Here is a 21,490-nt window from a genome sequence, read left to right on the forward strand (position 1 = left end):
CTAGGGTTGGCCAGGACGATTGCGAGCTGGCATTCTTGTGTCGTATTTGTATCGGAGTAGCCCTGGGGGTGAAGCCCTCGGAACGCCTCTGATCTTTCGTTGTTAAATCTCATCCAACGGCACTACGCCGACGTGGATGTGGCTCATTCGCTTCTTGATCATGAACGCGGTTCCACGAGCACGCGGCCGGATCCGCTTGAACATTGGGCCACCATCGACGCGAACGTCGTTGACAACCAATTCATCCACCCCAATGTTGCGACCACCGTTCTGGTCGGGGTCTTGGGCGTTACCGATCGCACTGCGGAGAACCTTCTCCAACATGCGAGCACCACGCTGTGGTTGATACTTTAAAATGTCCAGCGCTTCATCGGCGTACTTGCCGCGGATTAAATCCGCAACCAGGCGAACCTTTTGAGCGCTCATGCGACAATAACGATGGGAGGCATTGAATGACATGAATCGAATTCCTACTTCTTCTTGCCGCCGTGACCACGGAACGTTCGCGTCGGTGCAAATTCACCCAACTTGTGACCAACCATGTCTTCGCTTACGAGCACTTTCATGTGCTTGCGACCGTCATGGACCATGAATGTCAAATTGACAAATTCAGGCACAATCGTGCAGGCGCGTGCCCACGTTTTGATTGGCTCCTTCTTGCCCCCTTCAAGTTGCTTCAGCACCTTGGAGAAAACTTTAGGATCAACAAACGGGCCTTTTTTGCTCGAACGACTCATAGTTCTTCGCGTATCTGTATTGTGTTAACGTGTTGGTGGCCCAGGTCGTCGCTTAGCAAGCTGCCAACGAGACCCTAAACACACCCCAAATGCTACTTAATCAATTTCAACTGGCCATAGCGACGCGACCGACGTCGACGCACGATCGAGCTGTTGCTCGGCTTGCGACGTTGACGCGTTGCTCCACCCTTGGCATTCTTGCCCTGCGGGCTAACCGGATGACGGCCGCCCTTGGTACGACCTTCACCACCACCGTGCGGGTGATCGATCGGGTTCATCGCCGTACCACGAACGTGAGGACGACGCCCCATCCAACGTGCACGACCAGCCTTGCCCAACACAACCTTCATATGATCGGTGTTGCTAACCTTGCCAATGGTTGCTCGGCACTTGCTAGGCACGCGACGAATTTCACCACTTGGCAACGACAACTGAGCCCAATCGGCCTCGCGTGCCATCAACGTTGCTTCGGTTCCTGCCGAACGGCAGAAAGAAGCACCAGCACCAGGTCGCAATTCAACGCAGCAGACCGTCGTACCCAAAGGAATGTTCTTCAACGGCAAACAATTACCAAGTTTTGGCGGCGCGCTAGGCCCGTTTTCAACAGGGTCGCCAGCCTTCAAGCCATCGGGAGCAACAACATAGTGCTTCTCACCGTCGGCGTATTTCAATAACGCGATACGAGCAGAGCGGTTCGGATCGTATTGGATCGAATCAACCGTCGCAGGCATATCATCCTTCACACGACGAAAGTCGATGATCCGGTACATCTGCTTGTGTCCGCCACCACGGTGACGCGCGGTAATCTTGCCCTGATTGTTTCGCCCAGCGGTCTTACGCTTAGGACGCAACAAACGCTTCTCAGGGGTCGCACCCTTGGTCAGCTCTTTAAAGTCACTTACCGACGCGTTGCGGCGACCGGCGGACGTTGGCTTATATACTCGAATGCCCATAGTGGCGTTACCTAAACAAATCTGAACTTTGATTTTTCATGCATGCCGGACGTCATCGCCACTAGCATGTTGCTCGCTTCCCGAACTGCAATGGCAGTCCTAGAAGAAATCGATACGGTGCTCAGCATCCAGCGTTACCAACGCTTTCTTCCAATCCGCCGAACGACCCGTTCGAAACTTGAATCGACGAGGCTTTCCCTTGCGATTCTGAATACGAACCTTCTCAACCTTAACGTTGAACAAATCTTCGACAGCCGACCGGACGTCGTCTTTGTTCGCTAACTTGTGGATTTCGAAAGCATATTGGTTATTGCGGCTAGCGCGATGGACACCCTTTTCAGTAACCAATGGACGCAGCAAAACCTGATACGATTCCAACTGCACACCTTTTTCGCGGTGTGCGTCGAGTCGGACTTGTTGTTCTGTGGTTGTCGACATAGTGCTTACGAGGCCTCCGCTTCTGATCCACTCTCGGTATTCTCAGTCGCCTGCTTCTTGAACACGCCGTCGCGAATGCGGTCCAACGCGTCCTTGGTGATCAAAATCCGGTGAGGCTTAATGACCGTCAATGCGTTCAAGTCAGCAACGGGCGAGACGCTCACACCAGCAATGTTCCGGCCGCTCTTGTAGGTGTTAACGCAACGTCCAGCGGTTGCAACCAACGCCGTCTTGCCATCAATCCCCAACGCCTTCAGGATCCCTGCCATCGCCTTGGTAGCGGGCTTATCGAAATCCAGCTTATCGATAACAACCATTTCGTCGTCGATAATCTTGCTAGCGATCGCCATACGCGTCGCAGTCTGCATGGCCTTCTTGGGCATCTTATAGCTGTAGTCACGTGGGCGAATTGCATGCCCGTGACCACCACCGGTGCGCACATTGGTATGCTTGTGACCCATGCGTGCGTTGCCGGTTCCCTTCTGGCGGAACATCTTCTTCTTGTGACCAGCAACTTCTGCACGCGACTTGGTACGATGCGTTCCCATGCGAGCATTCGCTTGGTACATCACACATGCGTCGTGCAACAATTGCTTGCTGATTCGGGGCGCAATCTCAGCAGGATCGATGTCGTACTTGCCGACTTCGCTGCCACTTGCATTGTAAATTGTTAGGCTTGCCATCTTTTCTACCTGACCATGTTCGTTTCGCGGATGACAACGTATCCACCAGCCGGACCCGGAACGCCACCGCGCACCATGATCAAATTGTTTTCGGCATCGACACGCACAACCTGAAGGTTTCGTTTCGTGTGCTTCACATTTCCATACTGACCAGCCATGCGACGACCCTTGAAGGTCCGGCTTGGCGAGGCACTGCAACCAGTACCACCAGCATGACGGTGCACTTTCTTGACACCGTGCGTTGCACGTTGACCAGAGAAGTTATGTCGCTTCATAACACCAGCGAAACCACGACCCTTGCTGGTACCGGTAACATCAACAGCCTTCACTTCTGCAAAGGCGTCAACGCCAACCTGCGCACCGACTTCAAGATCGGTTTCACCGCGAATTTCGCGAACAAAACGTTGCGGCTCGCAATCCGCCTTGGCAACAACAGCAGCACCTGACTTATTGCGGTCACGCTGACGCTTGCTGTCCAGCTTGGCAACATGGCCACGCTCGCTGCGACTCGCCAACCGGCGAGGCTTATCAGAGAAGCCTAACTGCACCGCCTGATAACCATCACGCTCCTGGGTACGAACCTGCAAGACATTGCATGGACCAGCTTCGAGCACAGTCACGGTCATTACCGTGCCGTCGTCGGAGTACAACTGCGTCATACCGACTTTGCGTCCGAGGATTCCTCGTGACATGTCAGCCTCGCCTCAACAGTAAATTCGTGGAGCGTGTTGCTTAACAAGGTCCTACCAAAAGAAAATCTCTGGCGGTTACCCTGAAGCTTCCGTACAATACGGCGGTTCCAGCGAAGTGGTTAAACAAACGGGTAATGCACCAACACGAGACAAAGCCCGCACGATGCGATATCTTATTCGATGCAAACAGACGAAACGTCCGCCAGCATTTTAATGTTGCAGCACAGTCGACCACGCTCCGCGTGAGCTGCTGACTAGCTAGCAGTTGCCTTGATCTTAATGTCAACGCCCGCTGGCAAGCTCAACTTATTGAGAGCTTCGATCGTCTTTGCGGTCGCTTGAACAATGTCGATCAATCGCTTATGCGTCCGAATTTCGAACTGCTGACGTGCTTTCTTATTCACAAACGGCCCAGAGATCACCGTGTATCGCTCGATGCGAGTCGGCAACGGGATCGGCCCGTGAACTTCACTGTGAGTCCGCTTCACGGTATCAACAATGTCAGCCGCACTCTGGTCCAAGATCGAATGATCGTAGGCTTCCATGCGGATTCGGATGATTTCGTGAGGAGACGCCACGGCAAGTCAGTCCAGTAAACGATTAAGGCAAATTCAACAGAAAGCTCGGCGTTCCGATTCGGCACGCTGAGCCCGCCCACAACGTGGGAGCGATGAAGATAAGGTTAGCTTCGGCCATCGTCAACGCCAAAGAAGATCTTTTGATTGGAATTTTTCTGACGATCTCGCTGCGGCCCTGCGCAGGGGGCAGCCGAGGGGTTTTGTTTTAACTGGGTAAAGCCTGACGGAGCCCTGGGAATTGAGTTGAGTCGGGTTAGGCAGTCGGTATAGTTTGGGGAACCCAACACCTCCCCCCAATCAGTTTCCTCGAGTTTCCCAATGCAAAACAACCCCGAAAATGCTCGCCGTCAATTCCTTAAACGTTCCGCTGCCACGTCCGCCATGGTCGCCGCAGCCCCTTGGGTGGTTTCCCCACAGGCTTTGGGCAAAACGCGGGTCGCCCCAAGCGACAAGATCTCATTGGGCGTGATCGGTATTGGCCCACGCTGCACCTATGACCTGAAGTCGATGCTGACCCTGGACGACGTCCAGGTCGTCGCCGTTGCCGACGTACAGGAGTCGCGCCGCGTCGCAGGCAAAAAGCTTATCGACGGCCACTACAAGAACGATGACTGCGTCGTCTATCGCGACTTCCGCGAACTCCTATCGCGTGATGACATCGACACCGTGATCGTGGCAACCGGCGACCGCTGGCACGCATCGGCATCAATGCTTGCCGCAGAAGCGGGCAAAGATGTTTACAGCGAGAAGCCATGCGGCATCACAATCGATCTCTGCCAACAACTTGCGGAAACGATGAAGCGGACCGATCGCGTGTTCCAAGCGGGAACACAACGCCGCAGTGTCCCTAATTTCCAACAAGCCGTGCGACTGGCGCAAACCGGCGCGTTGGGCAAACTGCACACGCTCTATGCGTCGGTCTACATCCCTACGCTCAGCAATAACTGGCTCCCTGGCGAACCGACTCCCGATCGCGAAACCTGCGACTGGAACATGTGGCTGGGACCCGCCCCCTGGCGTCCTTACAACAGCAAGTACGTGAACGGAGGATGGCGAGGGCTCTACGATTTCGATTCCGGCGCCCGACTGCTGGACTGGGGCGCGCACACGGTCGACCTGTGCCAAATGGCAAACAACTCCGACGACACACTGCCTGTGGAATACAGCCCCTCGGAAACAAATATCACTTGCATGTATGCCAACGGCGTCAAGCTGGTTATCGACTTCCTGAAAGAACCATTTGGCGATCGCGGCCCAAACTGGATCACTCGACTGGGAACCTGTCCGGTTCGATTTGTCGGCAGCGAAGGCTCTGTTGAAACAGGCGACAGCGGCGAGATTGTGGTCAAGCCTGCAGACCTTCAATCGCGCGTCGGAGACTACAAACGCGTGGTCGGTCTGGACGTGACCGCACACGCACGCGACTTCTTCGATTGCGTGAAGTCTCGCAAAGCACCGATCGCCAACGCTGAAGTCATGCGTCGATCGCACGTCGCATGCCACGCAGCAGCGCTTGCCTGGATGTTGCAACGCAAGCTGACACTGGACCCGAAAACCGAAACGTTTGTCGGCGATGACGAGGCAAATCGGTTGCGATCACGCCCAGCGCGCGACTGGAGCTAGCAGCCCCCACTCCTGCCGATATCGATTCGCTAAAATGACTTAGAAATGAAGGACGGGGGGGAGCGTCGGCGAAGCCCCCACCGCCTTCTGAACGCAGGCAAAACGAGCGAGACGTTCCCGCTCTGCCGATCCATCCGATGCTCGCCGCCGAGTGAAACACATTACGGAACCGCTGAAATGAAGACCCAAACTGCCTTCCTACTGTTCGTCATGTGGACACCCTCTCTGGCATGGGCGCAGCCTGCCGCCGATGCAACTGCGCCCGCCCCAGCAACCCCCAGCGAAGCAAGTCCCGCGGTACCCGCCGAACCGGCAGAACCCGCCACCGAGGTCGATTCGGCGATCCCCGAAGACTACGATTCACTGGTCCAGCGGAAGTCGCAACTCATTAACGAGTATCGCGATGCTGACCAGAAGCAACAGACCGATTTAGCGCTCAAAAAGCTGAACGAACTGTTTGTTACCGAAGTGAAGTTGCTGGAAATGGCGGAGGAGCAACTCGGTGCTGACAACGTCGACCTCACGAATGCTTACCGCGCGACACCCCAAGGGGATGGCGGCCTGCTGGCCTTCTCGCTCTACGAACTCGGTGAATACAAACGCTCTGCGGAGCTCTACAGTCAGACGATTAACATCGCACGCCGTCGGACCGACCTGAAACTGGAAGCTTACAATGACCTGGTTTGTTTGAACCGCCGCGCCCAACAACTCGCCCAAGCGACGCCCGAAGCGATCGATCGCTACAATGCAGCGATAAAGACTTCCAAAGAAGTGGAAGCGTTGCTGGCGGCAAAGCAGTTCGATCGTGTCGCTGCGTTAAGCCCCGAGGCGCTGGCCACGCGAAAAGAGATCGCGGGCATCACCCCAAAACTAGCCAGCGAATACGGCACCCTAGCCACCGCCTTGACCCAAACCGGCCAGACCGAGCAGGCGGAAGCCGCTTTCGATACGTCGCTTGAAATGTATGAGCAGACGATAGGCAAGGAGACCGTCCGCTACGCAACACTCTTGTACAACAAAGCAATCTTTTATCGCGACCTGGGCCGCTTGGCCGAGGCCGAGGCGGCACTGTTGGAGACGCGGAGGATCGAAAATCGCTTGGGCGTCGATGTCCCATCGCAACTGATGACACTCAATGAAATTGCGGGTCTCTATCGCAAGACCGAGGAATCGGAGAAGTTCGATCGCATCGTGGGTGAATACCGTCACCTGGAGCGAAATTCGCACCTGGGACTCGTTGCGTTACAACGCCACGTGCCGCTGAATGCGTATCTTGTCGGAAGTTTCGATCCGGCCTCGCTCGTTGAAGACCCCTCGCTGAAATTCTTGCCACACGAACTGTTCGCGAACCTGGCCAATCAGATGCTGGGCGTCGATCCCGCCACGATCCAGTCGGCCGTTGGTTTTCTGAGCGTTGCGCCCATCGAACAGGCTGTCTGCTGGGGCGTACTGCTGAAACCGATCGTTGGTGCTGAACTGGCGGTGCGGTTGCCCTTTAAGACGGTCGACGCAAGCGTCGGCGATTTTAGCTACCAAAAGACAGCGGCCAAGACTGGATTTGCCGGCGGTTACGGCACGCTTCCCGATGGCACGGTGTTCGTAGGGACGGAGAATGCACTCAAGCAGGTTTTGGCGATGCAGGAAGCCAAACCCGAGGTCACCGAAAACAGCAAATTGGGGCGCCGCATGCGGCAGATGCATGGCAGCGGCAGGTTGTTGGTCGCGTTTGACATGGCGAAGATCCAACTGTTTGCCCAAGCCATGGCCTCGGAGATGCCCCCGCTGCCGCCACAGCTTGCCAACCTGAAGTCATTGCCCGACCATCTCGATTCTGCCGGCCTGACGATCTCGTTCAAAGAGTCGCCGTACGTGTCGCTGCAAATGTCGCCGCGTGGCGATTCCTCGGTGGGCAATCTCGACGCGATCTCGCGGCAAGCGCTGGAATTCGGTGCGAATCAGTTGCTGCAGACGATCACCGATTCGATACAAGCAACGAACAGCCCGATCGCGGAACCGGTGCAGGCTTATCTGAAGCGGATGATTCTCGCGAAGTACAAAGAGCTAACGCCGCGGGCCGAAGCAGACCAATTGGTATTGCAGCTGGAGAATATCCTGGATCTGGAAGCTGCGTTTCACGTCGGACTGCTGCTGCCCGCAGTCCAGGGGGCCAGAGCATCGGCACAGGGAATGGGAAGTTCCAACAACCTAAAGCAGATTGCTTTGGCGATGCACAACTACCATGACACCTATGGCCAGTTACCAGCACGGCGAGTGAACGCGAGCGAAAAAGCGACCGGGCTCAGCTGGCGGGTTCACGTGCTACCGTTCCTGGAACAGGGGGATCTGTACAAACAGTTCCATCTCGATGAGCCCTGGGACAGTGAGCACAACAAGGCGCTGATCGAAAAGATGCCAAGCGTGTTTGCCTCGCCCGGAATCGAATTGCCAGCGGGCGAGACGATCTTTTTGACCTTCGACGGTCCTGGGACGCTGATGCAAAACGATCGCGCCACGCGGTTCGGCGAGATCACCGATGGGACGTCCAATACGATCATGGCGGTCGAAGCGAACCCTGACCGATCGGTCATCTGGACCAAGCCGGACGATCTTACCTACGACCCGCAGCAGCCTCTCAATGGACTGGGAGGGGCACGGCCGAATGGCTTTTACATCATGCTGGCAGACGGAGCGGTTCTCCTGCAACCTGCAGACGTGGCCCCCAAGACCATCGCCGCAATGGCGACGATGGCGGGTGGAGAAATTGTCGACTTCCAGTAGCCGCCAGTCCAAGCGACCGACTGGGTTTCGGCCCGTGTTTTCACAGGCCGAAACCATCGCGGGACGGTGGACTAACAAGCCGCTCCGGCGATCGCGTCGATCTTTTCAAGCTTCACCACATCGGCAGCGAACTTGCGAATCCCCTCGGCCGTTTTTTCGGTGGCCATTGCATCTTCATTGAACTCAAATCGGAACGATTTCTCGTCCAAGGAGATGCGTTCCTGGTCTGATTGCTGAGCTGCTTCGACCGACAACGTCGGTTGGATCGCGGACTCCGAATCGGCCAGTTCTTGAAGCAGATTAGGGCTGATGGTCAGCAGATCGCAGCCGGCCAAAGAGGTGATCTGACCAATGTTGCGGAACGACGCCCCCATCACCTCGGTCTTATAGCCAAACTTTTTGTAGTAGTTGTAGATCGACGTGACCGAGATCACTCCCGGGTCTTCGGCACCCGCAAAATCACGTCCCTCTTTCGCTTTGTGCCAATCGTAGATCCGTCCGACAAACGGTGAGATCAGCTGCACGCCCGCTTCGGCGCATGCGACCGCTTGAGCGAACGAGAAAAGGAGCGTCAGGTTGCAGTGGATCCCTTCGCGCTCCAGCTGTTCAGCCGCGCGGATTCCTTCCCAGGTCGACGCGATCTTGATCAGCACGCGGTCCCGCGAGATCCCTTCGGCTTCGTAAGCTGCGATCAGCTGATGCGCTTTGTCGATCGTTCCCTTCGTGTCAAACGACAACCGTGCATCGACTTCGGTCGAAACGCGGCCAGGTACGATCTTCAGGATCTCCAGTCCAAACAGAATCAGCACGCGATCGATGACCGCCTCGGTCCCCTTGCTTCCCGCTTCGCGAGCCGCTTGTTCGATCAGGTGGGCGTATTCGGGTTTACCGGCCGCTTGCAGGATCAACGACGGATTGGTCGTCGCGTCCTGAGGTTGGTACTGCTTCATCGTCTCGAAGTCACCGGTGTCGGCAACCACGGTTGTGTATTGCTTCAGCTGTTCTAACTGATTCACGCTTCAGATCTCCTGGCACGGTTGTGATGTTTCGCTTGCCTACAATATCAATGTATCAACCGCGCAGGGCTGGATATACCACACATTGGCGGGATTTGGCCGAGCGGTTCGCGGCGCAGAAAGCTCAGCTGGCGTCATTGCTGTCGATAGCGATCGGAATCGCAACGGACGCCGCAGCGACGGCAAATGCAAATAACGGGTGACAAAAGACCGCGTGCAGTCGTCCGTTCCCTGCACCGCGGGCCACCTCGGGATCGGCGACATGGATGACGCCCAGCTTTGCGGACTCGGGGGCCGTTCCGGGCGTCCAAACGCGGCAATGCTCGGCTCGGCCGTGAGTGACGACCTGATAGATCCCAGCCTCCAGACCGCCGACCACAAACCGCCCTTGGGAATCGGTCCGCAATTCGGCGATCGGTTTCCCGAACCGACCGATCACGACCGGCGCGTCTTCGATCGGCTTTCCATTACTCTCAACGACCGCTCCTTGGAGCGTGCCATCGCGATGCAAGGCGACATCTTGGACACGGGGCGCGACGGGTATCGCCCCCTCCGTTTGACCACTTTCCGGCTTGCCATGGGCAAACGAGACTCCCGGAACCGAGAGTCCGAGACAGGTCCAGACCACCAAAAACGATTGCAACGTTTGTCGAAATTTCATAGGAGCTTCCAGCACGCCTGCGGGGATAATTTCCATCGGATTTGATCGGTCATCGACCCTCCGCAAGCGAAGCTTGATGGAATTCCAAGGCGTTCCAAAATATGCCGAAAAAGCTCAGCAAAACTACATGAATTTCACCGCTAGCAATCTACAGACGACGCAGCCCGTCCTCGGTCATCGGATTGGGAATTTCGACATCGATCGCGTCGATCCGGTCCAACGTCTCTTGATCCAGCACCAGATCGGCCGCGGGTAACGATTCGTTCAACTGACCAATCGTCGTTGCGCCAATGATCGTCGACGCAACGAAATCGTGCTGCTTGCTCCAAGCGACAGCAAGAGCGGTTAACGACACACCGATATCGTCAGCGATCGCTTTCAGCCGACGCGTCGTCTCAATCGTCCGCGGATTAACAAACCGCTGCGCCATCCTTTGCTGTCGCGGTTCGCCCTTTTCAAGGTAGCCGGTGAAGCGACCGCCAGGTGGATTCTGGTCGTTGTATTTTCCCGTCAAGACGCCCCCTCCCAGCGGTGAATAGGGCAGCAGGGCAACATCCTCCTGACGGCAGACCTGCGCGAGTTCATTTTCGCAGCGACGGTTAATCAAACTGAAGTTATTCTGCACGGTGTCGTATCGCATCGTGCCATGTTTTTCGGCCTGCCACAGGCTTTTCATCACCCCCCACGACGTTTCATTGCTGCAACCGATCGCGCGGACTTTGCCCGCTTGCTTAAGCTCGGTCAGCGCGCCCAAGGTATCTTCGTAACGCATGAAATGGTCGGGCCAATGCGTTTGATAAAGATCGATGTAGTCGGTCCCCAAACGCCGCAAGCTTTGATCGCAACAGCGGATGATTTGATGCCGATCGATCGCCGTGACGCCACCCCGAACCGGCGGGCGAAACCAACCGTGGCCGGGACCCGTAATTTTTGATGCGATCAGGACTTGGTCGCGAGGCTTCGTCTTCATCCAACGCCCGACGATTTCTTCGGTCACGCCGACGGTCTCCGCATTGGGCGGCACGGGATAAAGCTCGGCGGCATCGAAGAAGTCGATTCCCGCTTCGAAGGCGCGATCCATAATCGCAAACGATGTCGGCTCGTCGCACTGCGAACCAAACGTCATGGTTCCCATGCAAATCTCGGACACGACCAAACCACTGCGGCCTAAAGGACGTCGCTGCATCGTCTCACTCTCCTGGGTTGCTTGACTCGGTTGTCGGCGAATTCGGTAATCCTGTCGCGATTACTATACTGACTGACCTTGGTTTGTTAACCAGACCTGGGCAAAGACCTCACTGTGCCGAACCGGCAAAACACCACGTTAGAACCACAAAACAGGTGGCTTCCACCCGCAAATAAGCGATGGCAGAGAAACCGCGCGGGCTATTTAAGCAAATCCCGATGCACCGAATCGAGCTTGCGCTGCAGCCGTGGAGGCAACTTCTTGTCGTCCAAGACCGCGATCATTTCTCGCGCCTCGTCGAGGAACCCCTTGGCGACCAACGAACTGGCGATCGTGATCCGCGCCTGTTGAGCGTGGAATCCATCACCGGTTCCCTGCGGGTCGGCAAGTCTCAATTGGTGCTCGATCTTGGCCATCAGCACCTGGTCTGCATCGGGACGCTGCTTGGGCACAAACCGACAACTTCCGCCAGTCAGCTCCGCTAACGCTCGCAACCCCGGTTCGCAGGCGGCAATTTCAAACGCGATGCAGTGCAGCGGAATCGTTTCGTAAATCATCTCCACCAAACGCACGACGCTGTGCTGCGGCAGCGCTCGCGTCGGGATGCCCGGATTCCACCGCGGCGGTTTATTGAATTCACCATCGGAGAGTAGGAAAACAGCGTCGGGGCGCAAACGCTCTGCCAGATCCAACGGCACGCGTGGGTCGGTTCCGTTGTTTTTGCGTACATCTTGCATGTACAACCACTGCCGAAACCGGTCGACATTCTCGTCCGTCGCCGGGATAAATTGCATCGACGCGAGTGGCCCATCAAACATTAACTGCGTTCGCCAACTGAACAAGAAAACGTAAAACGATTGCTGATCCGTCAGCTTCGTCAGCGATGACACAAGCTCGTCGCAGGCCCGCTGGTAGCGCGCACCGATCATGCTGGGCGAGGCATCCAGGATAAAGACGAAGTTGTTGCCATAGGCGTGGCTTCCAAAGAACGTGGCGTGTGGCGCATCGTTTTCGCCAGGTTCGGTTTGCGAATCCCCCGTTGCATCGGATGGACTCGACACAGGAACCGCATGGGCAACGGGAACCACAGCTCCCCCCAACCCATCGAGAGCGCCGCTTCGGTGAGCTGGCAGACGTGACGGTACGTCGACGCGAATCGGAGTGGTGGCGATGGTGGTCGGCGGCGGAGGAACCAACACCTCATCCACCACGACCGGTTCGGCAAGTGCCCGCGGAGGGGGGCTGTTTTCCAGCGGCAGCGTCACCAACAATTCGCCCTCCGCCGTGGCTTCACTTGCCGTCACGATGAAGGTTGCAACCCCACGCTTTCCCGCGATCACCAGCGCGAGCGTCAGCAACACGATCGCATGTACCGTCGCACTGGTCGCATACCCACGCCAATCAGCGCTTGAACTCGACAGCTTGACGGGGGAAACGGAAACTTTGGTAGGGATCGGCATCGGAGCGGGACCTCTGCACGTAGTCCTCGGGGCCGGTTCGCAGGTCGACCGGTCGACGTTTGCGACCGCAAACCGCCCCGGCGTTGGGGGTTCGACTCTTCTGCGGTTATAGCACGCCCCACGGAAGATCGCAGCCTATGGGCAGATAAAATCGTGCGGTCGCCCTACCGGAAAGCCCGTCGCGCAGAATCGCCCTTCACGCGTGACGACTTGCAATCACATCGGCCGCGCGATAGCCGACCATCATCACGGTGGCTTGGGGATTTGCCCGCGGAAGGGTTGGAAAAATAGAAGCGTCGGCAACGTAGAGGCCATCGATTCCGAAAACACCAAACTGCGGATCGACAACGCTATCGTGTGCGTCAGCTCCCATCGAACAACTGCCCGCGGGGTGGTACATCGTCATCGAAAACCGTCGAATAGCACGCTCCACCTGATCGGTGCTGCTCCGTTTCTCACCAGGCAAAATTTCTTGATCGACCCAATCGGCCAGCGGGGATTGGCTGGCGATCTGTCGCGCCATCGCAACCCCTTCGGCCAAAACCGTCAGATCCTCGGGCGCGCTTAAATAACCGGGATCGATGTTCGGGGGATCGTTGACACTTGAGGACCGAAGCGAAATCGTACCGCGGCTCAAGGGTTGTGATCCCGTCACGGCTAGCGTGAACGCCGGCGGCGCATCGGCAGCAGGATAGCGCAAGTAGTGCGTTGGCGTGACATGGAACTGAATCGCCCGCATCCACCGATCTGCCGGCAACGCGCTGTCGGCTGGCAAATCAAAGAAGCCGCCCACCTCCGCCAGATTCGATCCGACCGGACCGCGCCGCAAGTAGTCCCATCGCGCCAGGTCGCGCATCGACCAGCGGCTCGGAAACCCGGCGGTGGCTTTGGTCGCAAAGATCACCGGGAAAGCGAGATGATCGACCAACCGTTGTCCCACCGCGGGCAAATCAACCAAGGTTGTGATTCCATGCTCAGCCAGTTGCGACCTTGGCCCGACTCCCGAAAGCATCAACAACTGGGGGGACGCGATCGCACCTGCCGATAAAACCACGGCCCGTTTCGCCCCGATCGTCTCCGCATTCGCCCCCTCCCCAACGACCACTCCCGTCGCACGCTGATTGCGGATTTCGATGCGTTGCACCACCGTGTCGCTGCGGATCGTCACGTTCGGCGGCGGATTATCGCCAAGGAACGCCTGCATTGCCGTTTGACGAACGCCCCGGCGAGTTGTCCGACGATAAATTTCAGGCCTGCCGATGATTTCCCCGCGAGCGCACGCAGAGTTCGCCGCCGAGAGGAACGCTTGGCACGCGGGAGCGATCTCGGCAGGGAACTCGATAGAACCTTTCGATTCCAAATCGCGGCGCACTTGACTCATCGAAGCCTCGATCGATTCGAGGCTCCAATCGGCTCCCGCAATTTGCTGCCAAGCTCCCAAATCTTCCGACATCCCCTCGCTATAGATCATCGCGTTGATGCCGCTGGAGCCCCCCAGCATGCGACCGCGTGGGCAGATCACCGTGCGCCCGGCAAGCCCTGCAGACTTCGTCGTCGAATAGCTCCAATCGACCGACGTTCCTTGCAGGTTCAGATATTCCGCGGGGCGTTCGACCGCACTTTGCTTGCGGTGCTCACGGCCAGCTTCCAACAACAGAATCCGCGCCGTCGAATCGTTCGCCAATCGAGCGGCCAGCACGCAGCCGGCACTTCCCGCTCCAATAATGATGTAGTCATACGAGGCGGGAGATGTCATCGCGGCGGTTGATCTTCAATGCTGCTGAGTCGGGAGTTCAGCGGAGGTCGGTTTTCGGCCAAAATGGCGACGCGCTGCGGTATCGGTTCCCCACACGCCGCCAAACTTTTCGACCGAGACATCGCCATGAACGGTACAGAGGCAGGCAAGCCGCAGACCTAAAGTGCCGGCTCCCGGAACCAAATTCAGAAGTGCGTTTTCATAACGCGACGGCCACGATACGCTCCCACGCAATCTCACCGCACACATCCCGCAAACGCCCATGCCGCGACAATTTACAACGCGCGCGATACCGTTGTAAACCGGCGCCTTGGAGCGCAGCAGGACTTTGCGAAGGTTGTCCCCCGCGTCGCAAGAAATCGCTGTGTTGGAAAATCGGATGGTGGGCACAGGCTTGAATCTCACGCTGCACGGTTACCGAACACCAGAATGTGTACACTTGTAGTGTAGGAATACTACGCTCCAAAATGGTGGTTCACAACCTAAAATGCCACATATTCCTAGGTATACGCCCCCCGCCCTCCGGACGATTGCCGCCCCCCGCAGCAGGCCAAAGCACCCGCTGTCAAAACGTTTGTGTTGATAGGGAGAAGCAGTCTGGCCCGTCGAAAATGAGACGGTGTTGTCGGATTGATGGCGCGGGAATGCTGGCGAAGATCGCGATTGACGGAAACGTCCCACGCTGCAAAGTGTTCCCCTGCAATAACTTACATCGAACGCAGCCGCCCCCTGTCGATCTTGGGCACGACGAATGCATTTACCTTTCAGTGTAACCCGCCACTTGTAAGGAGCTTTCGATGTCAGGAATACTTTTAATCGTTCTCGGTCTAACCATCAGCGGATTTTCGATCAACGCAGCCATGCGACCTTTGCGTGAGACCGACCCATATTACGTCTAATAGAGATATCGAACGCTGCCTAAGCGAAAGGATTCGCCCCACGACCAACCAGCGTTCGAATGAAGACAGACGTTCGTTCTTCGGCAAATGTCGTCCGATGCGACAACTCCCCCGCCCATCGCGAAGAAACGCGATTTCTATTCACTTAGCGTTCGCGGCATCCACGTCCGCTCGAGCACTAGCTTCGGTTTGCAGCTTGAACGTCGTGCATCGACGGCAACCAAACCGCGCCGAGAATCATTACCGCCAGGGTCAGAGTGTGAGTTAGCCAGGCGGGATCGTTGTTGGCGACCGTTCGCAGTGTGACCAGCGTGACCAGTGTCAGCGCCGCCATGAACAGGCTTTCCGCAAACTTCTTGTCGGCGATCGAAAGCTTGCTAGCGATCAAAACCGCGATCCCAAACACGGGGATCGCAAAGGCGTGAATGCCAAACGCAGCGGCCAATAGAGTTGTCATCAGGATTCCTTTCCGCAAGACAAGCCCCGCAACCGATTGTCGACACATTCCTTGTCCGACAGAAAAGCAGTTGCGGGATCCAATGGGCGAGGCGGATTGTGGCAGGAAAACTATTTTGGGGAAAGCTCGATCGAATTGAAAAATTGGTTCAAGTTCCGCACGCCTCCTTGGGGCTTGCATTGATCGTTGGATTGATCCACAAAGTTGTGATAGCAACAGGCCCACCCCCACGAAACGAAAGTGCAGCCACAACGGATGAAAACTCTCATCAAAAACGCAACGGTCGTATTCCCCGATCAAATCGGCAAGGCATCGGTGCTGATCGACGATGGTCGAATCGTGGTCGATCCCAGCCCCGCGACGGTCGCCGATGAAACGATCGACGCCAGCGGGCTGCATCTGTTGCCCGGCGCGATCGACGATCAGGTTCACTTTCGCCAGCCCGGCCTGGAACATAAAGAAGACCTCGCCCACGCCAGCCGTGCCTGCGCCGCCGGCGGCGTGACGACGTTCCTCGAGATGCCCAACACGAATCCAACGACCACGACGCGGCAGCGGCTACGCGAAAAGAACGCCCTCGGCGCCACCCACTCCGCCGTCAACTATGGCTTCTACATGGGAGCCACCACCAGCAATCTCGACGAATTGAAACCAAGCGGCGATACGCCGGGGATCAAGATCTTCATCGGCAGCAGCACAGGCAATATGCTTGTCGACGAACAGGCGGTGTTGGAACAGATCTTTGCCGAAACCGAGATGCCGATCTGCGCCCACTGCGAAGACGAGACGACGGTCCGCGCGAATGCCGAGCGATACGCCGGCAGCGACGACATCACCAATCACTCGCGGATCCGGTCCCCCGAAGCGGCTTACATCGCCACGCGGCGCGCTGTCGATCTGTCGGTCCGGCATCAGCACCGCTTCCATGTCCTGCATGTTTCGACCGCTGCGGAACTGGAACTGATCACTCCGGCACGACCTTATGTTACGGCAGAGGTTTGCCCGCATCACCTGTTCTTCAACGTCGACGATTACGCCCGGCTCAGATCGTTGATCCAAATGAACCCGTCGATCAAATCGGCCGACGACAATCGCCAACTGTGGCAGGCGCTTTTGGACGGTGCGATCCAAGTCATCGCGACCGACCACGCGCCCCATACGCTCGCCGAAAAGCAACAGCCTTATCCGAAGAGTCCCTCCGGTCTTCCAGCGGTCGAAAACAGCCTACCCCTTCTGCTGAACCAAGTCGCGCAAGGGAAGTGCGATCTGCAGCAGGTGGTCCATTGGATGTGTGATGCCCCGGCGCGCGTTTGGGGAATCGTCGGCAAGGGGCGGATCGCCGATGGCTATGATGCCGATCTGGTGTTGGTCGATCTGGAACAACAGAAGACGATCCGCAATGAAGAACAGCAAACGAAGTGTCGTTGGTCCCCTTGGGATGGCGAGACCTTAACCGGATGGCCCGTGACGACTTGGGTTGGCGGACGGCGCGTCTTCGATCGCGGCCGCTTCGATGACTCGATTCGCGGAACGCTGCCGCTGTTCGATCACCAGCGCGGCGGCTACTGGGCGACCGAGCAGGGCGTGGGGCTGGCGTAAACGTCTTCGGCAGCAACGATCCGCGCCGGCGAGAACGCTCCGAATCGGAGCACCTCGACGGCGGATCGGCTAGCGATTCCCACCACCTAACATTTTGCGGATCGCTTCGCTGGCAGCGATTTGCGACGAGGCGGACTTCTGATTGCGGATCCCTTCGAGCACGCGTCGACGCTCCTCCTCTTCGCTCAAACCCAACGAATTGTTGGTTTCGTTGGTGTCCCACTCGATGCTGCCGCTCGCTTTGTTGGACTTGTCTGCTTCCGCTTGAGATGTCGCCCGCTGCGCTGCGTAGTTCTGCAATTCGTCCGATTGCTTGTCTCCAGGCATGCTGCCCCACGCGGAAAGATCGACGCCGTCGAGCGACAACGATTTCTTTGGCGGATCGACGTCGGCGCCGTTTGCATCGCGACGCGATTCAGATCGCCGCTTGGTTGCCGATGCGTCGCCGCTGGCAAGATCGTCGCGCCGCGTTTCGCTCGATGGTGCCGTCTCCGTCGTCTCTCCTTCTTGCACGTCGACCGCCATGCCGATCCGCATCGTCAGCTTCATTTTGCCAACTTGCAAAGTGTCCCCCGAACGAATTCGGCACGACTGTCGGTCGGTCAATTTCTGGTCGTTGACGAACGTCCCATTGCGACTGCCAAGATCCTTAACATAGAACTTCCCCTCGCGAGCGATGATCGCGCAGTGTTGGCGGCTGACCGATGAACTCTTGATGCGAAGTCCCGACGATTCGTTGCGGCCGATCACAAAGGGATTTTGAGTGATCCGGAGCCCCTGGCCTTGGTGCGATCCGCTGGCAACGATCAGTTCAGCTTGCATGGGATGGATTGGTGATTGGATACGACCCCAGTCTGCGGTGGGTCCCTCGCAGCTTAAAAATGTGAGGGAGCTTGAACGCGGCAAGTCACGCCTCCGATATCGGCATGCCGAGCGTAGCCATAAGACTAAATGATTGTAAAATTCACCGTCCGAGGATTCGGCCTGTGTTCTGTTAAGTTCTAGTGAAACCCCGCGTGTTCGCGGCGGGATTTGAAAAGGAAATGTTACGTGGCAAATTCAGTAGTGAAGCTTTCGTTGGTGCAAATGTCCTGCACCGACTCCAAAGCCGAGAATGTCGAGCGGGCCGTCTCGCAGATCCGCCAAGCCGCGGCCGATGGCGGACAAGTGATTTGCCTGCAGGAACTGTTCAACGGTCCTTACCCCTGCCAGACCGAAGACCATTGCCAATTCGATTGGGCGGAAACGATTCCCGGGCCGACGACTGAACGGATGAGCGAGTTGGCCGCCGAGCTGGGCGTCGTGATCGTCGTCTCGTTGTTCGAAAAACGAACCGCCGGCGTCTACCACAACACCGCCGTCGTTCTCGATGCCGACGGTTCGACAGCGGGAGTTTATCGCAAGATGCACATCCCCGACGATCCTTTGTATTACGAGAAGTTCTATTTCACCCCCGGCGATCTGGGATTCAAGGTGATCGAGACCCGCTTTGCGAAGCTGGGCGTCGCCGTTTGTTGGGACCAATGGTTCCCCGAGGCCGCGCGGTTGATGGCCCTTGCCGGTGCGGAGATCCTGCTTTACCCGACCGCGATCGGATGGATCGACGAGGAAAAAGAAGAGTACGGCACGACGCAATACGAATCGTGGCAAACGATGATGCGATCCCACGCGATCGCCAACGGTTTGTGGCTAGGAGCTCCCAACCGCGTCGGCGTCGAGGGCCGTCTGCAGTTCTGGGGCGGTTCGTTTATCGCCAACCCCAATGGCAAAGTCATCACGCAGGGAAGCCACGAAGAACCAGAAATTATCACGGCCGACTGTGATTTGAATATGATCGATGTCGTCCGCACCCATTGGCCGTTCCTGCGCGATCGTCGAATCGACGCCTACCAAGGGCTGATGCGCCGCGTGATCGACTGATCCCTCTCCAGCTCACCCCACTTGATGAACAACACCATGAATCGAACATCTCTTGCCGCTGCGGTTGCTTTCTTTTCGCTGGCGATACTTGCCGCGCCTGCCGGATTCGCTCAATCGACGACCGCTCCACCTGCGGAACGCAAGACGCAGTGGAATGGATACGACCAACTCCATTTCCAAGTCGCCGAGCGCGATGCTTATGTCGTCGTTCCCAAGCAGGCTGCCCCGGGCAACCCTTGGGTTTGGCGGGCACGGTTCCCCGGCTATCACGCGGAAGCCGACATCCAATTGGTGGCCAACGGATTCCACATCGGCTACGTCGACGTGGCGGGAATGTTTGGCAGCCCCAAGGCGATCGAGATCGGGAATCAGTTCTATCGTCAAATGACCGAGAAACGCGGCTTGGCGAAGCGAGTCGCTCTCGAAGCGGTCAGCCGTGGCGGGTTGTTCGCCTACAACTGGGCCGTCGTCAATCTCGATCGCGTCGCTTGTATCTACTGCGACACGCCGGTCTGCGATTTCAAAAGTTGGCCCGGCGGGATGGGGGAGGGCGTCGGTTCGGCCGCGACTTGGCAGAGTTGCCTGGCGCAATATGGATTCGACGAGAAACAGGCTGCCGCATTCAAAGGCAATCCAATCGATCATGCAAAGAAAATTGCAGCCGCCAAAATCCCACTGCTGCACATCGTCTCGGAGAACGATCGCGTCGTTCCGCCCAAGGAGAACACCTATCTTTTGCGTGAACGTCTGCAAGCGGCGGGGCATGATATGGAAGTCATCTCGGTCCCAATGGGAACGGAAAAATCGAACGGTCACCACTTCCCGCACCCCGCGGTCGATCAGGTCGTCGCGTTCATCCAGCAGCACGCGGCGGTCGAGGCGAAGTAGGCGAATCGGCTCCATCGCGGCGAATCGACCAACGGATCCGTTGTTGCGGCAATGGACAGCGATCCGCCTGCTGGGTTAGGTTTCGGGAAAATTGTGCAACATCGACGCACTTTGCGGGAGACCGGTTTATAATCCAAACTCCCAGATCCCGCCTCTCTACCTCCCGAGACTCGAGCCTTCTAGATGACAGACGCTTCCATGAATCGCCGCAGCATTCTCTCGATTGCGGCAGCCACCACATTGGTTGGTTCGGGCTTGCCGACAGCCCCTGCCAAAGCTGCCGACACCGCGACATCGGATGAATTTGGCGGGATCCGGTTCTGCTTGAACACTAGCACCGTTCGCGGCCAAGAACTGACGATCACCGAACAAGTCGACCTGGCGGCATCGAGCGGTTACGACGCGATCGAACCTTGGGTTCGCGATCTGGTTGCCTATAAAGAAGCTGGCGGCAGTCTGCCCGATCTGCGGAAGCGAATCGAAGACTCCGGGATCACTGTCGAGAGTGCGATCGGTTTTGCTCAGTGGATCGTCGACGACGACGACCAACGCCGAAAGGGATTGGAACAAGCACGGTCCGATATGGAACTGCTGAAGTCGATCGGCGGAAAACGGATCGCTGCACCGCCGGTCGGTGCAACCAAAGAGGCCGGTCCGGCGCTGCCTGTGATTGCCAAGCGTTACGCGGATCTGTTGAATGTTGGCGCGGAAGTCGGCGTGACGCCCGAGTTGGAATTGTGGGGCTTCTCCAAGACGCTCAGCCGCCTGGGCGAACTGGCGTACGTCGCCACCGAAGCCGGCCATCCCGATGCCTGCGTCCTGCCCGACGTCTACCATATTTACAAAGGTGGCTCCGACTTCGCTGGCCTGGCGATGATCGAAGCCTCGCGGATGCCCGCGTTCCACATGAACGACTACCCGGCCAATCCACCTTGGGAAACGATCGGCGATGCCGACCGCGTCTATCCCGGCGACGGGATTGCTCCGTTGGACGATATCATCTCGCTGCTGCATCGCAACGGCTTCCGAGGCTATTTCTCGCTGGAGCTGTTCAATCGCGACTACTGGAAACAACCCGCGTCGGAAGTCGCCACGACCGGTCTTCGCAAGATGAAAGCTGCAGTTCGCAAAGCGTTGGCTTAACAAACCATTCGCTCCTGTCTGAT

Annotated in this window: 21 protein-coding genes; 6 read left to right on the forward strand and 15 right to left on the reverse strand. The window is 57.4% G+C overall.

All coding sequences use genetic code 11. From position 1 onward, the window contains the following. Positions 1-102: 102 nt before the first annotated feature. From rplV to rpsJ, 7 genes are all read right to left on the reverse strand, one after another. Positions 103-459 carry a 50S ribosomal protein L22 gene (rplV, locus tag Poly24_RS22560; protein ID WP_145101039.1) on the reverse strand — a complete coding sequence of 119 codons (357 nt, stop codon included), beginning with the start codon at positions 457-459 and terminating at the stop codon, positions 103-105. An 11-nt stretch (positions 460-470) separates the two neighbouring features. Then, a complete protein-coding gene (gene rpsS, locus Poly24_RS22565; RefSeq protein ID WP_145101041.1) occupies positions 471-737 on the reverse strand; it encodes a 30S ribosomal protein S19 in 267 nt (88 codons plus the stop codon). A gap of 92 nt (positions 738-829) precedes the next feature. After that, positions 830-1,690, reverse strand: a complete 861-nt coding sequence (gene rplB, locus Poly24_RS22570; RefSeq protein WP_145101044.1) for a 50S ribosomal protein L2 — start codon at positions 1,688-1,690, stop codon at positions 830-832. A 99-nt stretch (positions 1,691-1,789) separates the two neighbouring features. Then, positions 1,790-2,128, reverse strand: coding sequence for a 50S ribosomal protein L23 (gene rplW / locus Poly24_RS22575; protein ID WP_145101047.1), 339 nt, complete (start codon positions 2,126-2,128; stop codon positions 1,790-1,792). 5 nt (positions 2,129-2,133) lie between these two features. Continuing rightward, positions 2,134-2,811, reverse strand: coding sequence for a 50S ribosomal protein L4 (rplD, locus tag Poly24_RS22580; protein ID WP_145101051.1), 678 nt, complete (start codon positions 2,809-2,811; stop codon positions 2,134-2,136). A 5-nt stretch (positions 2,812-2,816) separates the two neighbouring features. Further along, positions 2,817-3,470, reverse strand: a complete 654-nt coding sequence (gene rplC / locus Poly24_RS22585) for a 50S ribosomal protein L3 (RefSeq protein WP_145103349.1) — start codon at positions 3,468-3,470, stop codon at positions 2,817-2,819. 287 nt (positions 3,471-3,757) lie between these two features. Continuing rightward, positions 3,758-4,081, reverse strand: a complete 324-nt coding sequence (gene rpsJ / locus Poly24_RS22590) for a 30S ribosomal protein S10 (RefSeq protein ID WP_145101054.1) — start codon at positions 4,079-4,081, stop codon at positions 3,758-3,760. A 318-nt stretch (positions 4,082-4,399) separates the two neighbouring features. On the opposite strand from rpsJ, the gene Poly24_RS22595 reads away from it, so the two are divergent. Together Poly24_RS22595 and Poly24_RS22600 are read left to right on the forward strand one after the other, a co-directional pair. Then, complete coding sequence (locus Poly24_RS22595) at positions 4,400-5,704, forward strand: Gfo/Idh/MocA family protein (RefSeq protein WP_145101057.1); 1,305 nt, start codon at positions 4,400-4,402, stop codon at positions 5,702-5,704. Between the two features lie 177 nt (positions 5,705-5,881). Continuing rightward, entirely contained in the window at positions 5,882-8,482 is a 2,601-nt protein-coding gene (locus tag Poly24_RS22600; RefSeq protein WP_197452104.1) for a DUF1559 family PulG-like putative transporter, read from the forward strand. Between the two features lie 71 nt (positions 8,483-8,553). On the opposite strand, the gene tal is transcribed toward Poly24_RS22600, so the two are convergent. The 7 genes from tal to Poly24_RS22635 all read right to left on the reverse strand — a co-directional run bounded on the left by tal (position 8,554) and on the right by Poly24_RS22635 (position 15,917). Continuing rightward, complete coding sequence (tal, locus tag Poly24_RS22605; protein WP_145101063.1) at positions 8,554-9,498, reverse strand: transaldolase; 945 nt, start codon at positions 9,496-9,498, stop codon at positions 8,554-8,556. A gap of 124 nt (positions 9,499-9,622) precedes the next feature. Beyond that, on the reverse strand, positions 9,623-10,159 hold the full coding sequence (locus tag Poly24_RS22610; RefSeq protein ID WP_197452105.1) for a carboxypeptidase-like regulatory domain-containing protein: 537 nt from the start codon (positions 10,157-10,159) through the stop codon (positions 9,623-9,625). Positions 10,160-10,307: 148 nt separating this feature from the next. Further along, positions 10,308-11,345 (reverse strand): aldo/keto reductase, encoded by a 1,038-nt coding sequence (locus tag Poly24_RS22615; RefSeq protein ID WP_145101069.1) that lies wholly within the window; start codon positions 11,343-11,345, stop codon positions 10,308-10,310. 200 nt (positions 11,346-11,545) lie between these two features. Then, positions 11,546-12,805: a vWA domain-containing protein gene (locus Poly24_RS22620; RefSeq protein WP_145101072.1), complete on the reverse strand. Its 1,260-nt coding sequence runs from the start codon at positions 12,803-12,805 to the stop codon at positions 11,546-11,548. Between the two features lie 196 nt (positions 12,806-13,001). Then, positions 13,002-14,561, reverse strand: a complete 1,560-nt coding sequence (locus Poly24_RS22625) for a GMC family oxidoreductase (protein WP_145101075.1) — start codon at positions 14,559-14,561, stop codon at positions 13,002-13,004. A gap of 15 nt (positions 14,562-14,576) precedes the next feature. Continuing rightward, a complete protein-coding gene (locus tag Poly24_RS27895; protein WP_391556898.1) occupies positions 14,577-14,966 on the reverse strand; it encodes a 2Fe-2S iron-sulfur cluster-binding protein in 390 nt (129 codons plus the stop codon). Between the two features lie 672 nt (positions 14,967-15,638). Further along, positions 15,639-15,917: a hypothetical protein gene (locus Poly24_RS22635; RefSeq protein WP_145101081.1), complete on the reverse strand. Its 279-nt coding sequence runs from the start codon at positions 15,915-15,917 to the stop codon at positions 15,639-15,641. Positions 15,918-16,172: 255 nt separating this feature from the next. Here Poly24_RS22635 and Poly24_RS22640 point away from each other — a divergent pair, with 255 nt between their 5' ends. Continuing rightward, a complete protein-coding gene (locus Poly24_RS22640) occupies positions 16,173-17,516 on the forward strand; it encodes a dihydroorotase (protein WP_145101101.1) in 1,344 nt (447 codons plus the stop codon). Positions 17,517-17,585: 69 nt separating this feature from the next. On the opposite strand, the gene Poly24_RS22645 is transcribed toward Poly24_RS22640, so the two are convergent. Next, the gene (locus Poly24_RS22645; protein WP_145101104.1) at positions 17,586-18,338 is read right to left on the reverse strand and encodes an FHA domain-containing protein; all 753 of its coding nucleotides are present in this window, start codon (positions 18,336-18,338) and stop codon (positions 17,586-17,588) included. A gap of 228 nt (positions 18,339-18,566) precedes the next feature. Between Poly24_RS22645 and Poly24_RS22650 the strand changes: the two genes are divergently transcribed. From Poly24_RS22650 to Poly24_RS22660, 3 genes are all read left to right on the forward strand, one after another. After that, on the forward strand, positions 18,567-19,436 hold the full coding sequence (locus Poly24_RS22650) for a carbon-nitrogen hydrolase (RefSeq protein ID WP_231753296.1): 870 nt from the start codon (positions 18,567-18,569) through the stop codon (positions 19,434-19,436). A 36-nt stretch (positions 19,437-19,472) separates the two neighbouring features. Next, entirely contained in the window at positions 19,473-20,324 is an 852-nt protein-coding gene (locus tag Poly24_RS22655) for an alpha/beta hydrolase family protein (RefSeq protein ID WP_145101107.1), read from the forward strand. Between the two features lie 183 nt (positions 20,325-20,507). Then, positions 20,508-21,467, forward strand: a complete 960-nt coding sequence (locus Poly24_RS22660; RefSeq protein ID WP_145101110.1) for a sugar phosphate isomerase/epimerase family protein — start codon at positions 20,508-20,510, stop codon at positions 21,465-21,467. Positions 21,468-21,490 lie beyond the last annotated feature (23 nt).

The organism is Rosistilla carotiformis, assembly GCF_007753095.1.
GTDB lineage: Bacteria > Planctomycetota > Planctomycetia > Pirellulales > Pirellulaceae > Rosistilla > Rosistilla carotiformis.

Bases quoted from the DNA above. Each gene is read 5' to 3' on its own strand.
- Poly24_RS22645 (WP_145101104.1), bottom strand. From the start codon at position 18,338: ATGCAAGCTGAACTGATCGTTGCCAGCGGATCGCACCAAGGCCAGGGG.
- rplD (WP_145101051.1), bottom strand. From the start codon at position 2,811: ATGGCAAGCCTAACAATTTACAATGCAAGTGGCAGCGAAGTCGGCAAG.
- rplB (WP_145101044.1), bottom strand. From the start codon at position 1,690: ATGGGCATTCGAGTATATAAGCCAACGTCCGCCGGTCGCCGCAACGCG.
- rplV (WP_145101039.1), bottom strand. From the start codon at position 459: ATGTCATTCAATGCCTCCCATCGTTATTGTCGCATGAGCGCTCAAAAG.
- Poly24_RS22625 (WP_145101075.1), bottom strand. From the start codon at position 14,561: ATGACATCTCCCGCCTCGTATGACTACATCATTATTGGAGCGGGAAGT.
- rplC (WP_145103349.1), bottom strand. From the start codon at position 3,470: ATGACGCAGTTGTACTCCGACGACGGCACGGTAATGACCGTGACTGTG.
- Poly24_RS22655 (WP_145101107.1), top strand. From the start codon at position 19,473: ATGAATCGAACATCTCTTGCCGCTGCGGTTGCTTTCTTTTCGCTGGCG.
- Poly24_RS22595 (WP_145101057.1), top strand. From the start codon at position 4,400: ATGCAAAACAACCCCGAAAATGCTCGCCGTCAATTCCTTAAACGTTCC.
- rplW (WP_145101047.1), bottom strand. From the start codon at position 2,128: ATGTCGACAACCACAGAACAACAAGTCCGACTCGACGCACACCGCGAA.
- Poly24_RS22635 (WP_145101081.1), bottom strand. From the start codon at position 15,917: ATGACAACTCTATTGGCCGCTGCGTTTGGCATTCACGCCTTTGCGATC.
- Poly24_RS22660 (WP_145101110.1), top strand. From the start codon at position 20,508: ATGACAGACGCTTCCATGAATCGCCGCAGCATTCTCTCGATTGCGGCA.
- Poly24_RS22600 (WP_197452104.1), top strand. From the start codon at position 5,882: ATGAAGACCCAAACTGCCTTCCTACTGTTCGTCATGTGGACACCCTCT.
- rpsS (WP_145101041.1), bottom strand. From the start codon at position 737: ATGAGTCGTTCGAGCAAAAAAGGCCCGTTTGTTGATCCTAAAGTTTTC.
- Poly24_RS22620 (WP_145101072.1), bottom strand. From the start codon at position 12,805: ATGCCGATCCCTACCAAAGTTTCCGTTTCCCCCGTCAAGCTGTCGAGT.
- Poly24_RS22615 (WP_145101069.1), bottom strand. From the start codon at position 11,345: ATGCAGCGACGTCCTTTAGGCCGCAGTGGTTTGGTCGTGTCCGAGATT.
- Poly24_RS22610 (WP_197452105.1), bottom strand. From the start codon at position 10,159: ATGAAATTTCGACAAACGTTGCAATCGTTTTTGGTGGTCTGGACCTGT.
- Poly24_RS22640 (WP_145101101.1), top strand. From the start codon at position 16,173: ATGAAAACTCTCATCAAAAACGCAACGGTCGTATTCCCCGATCAAATC.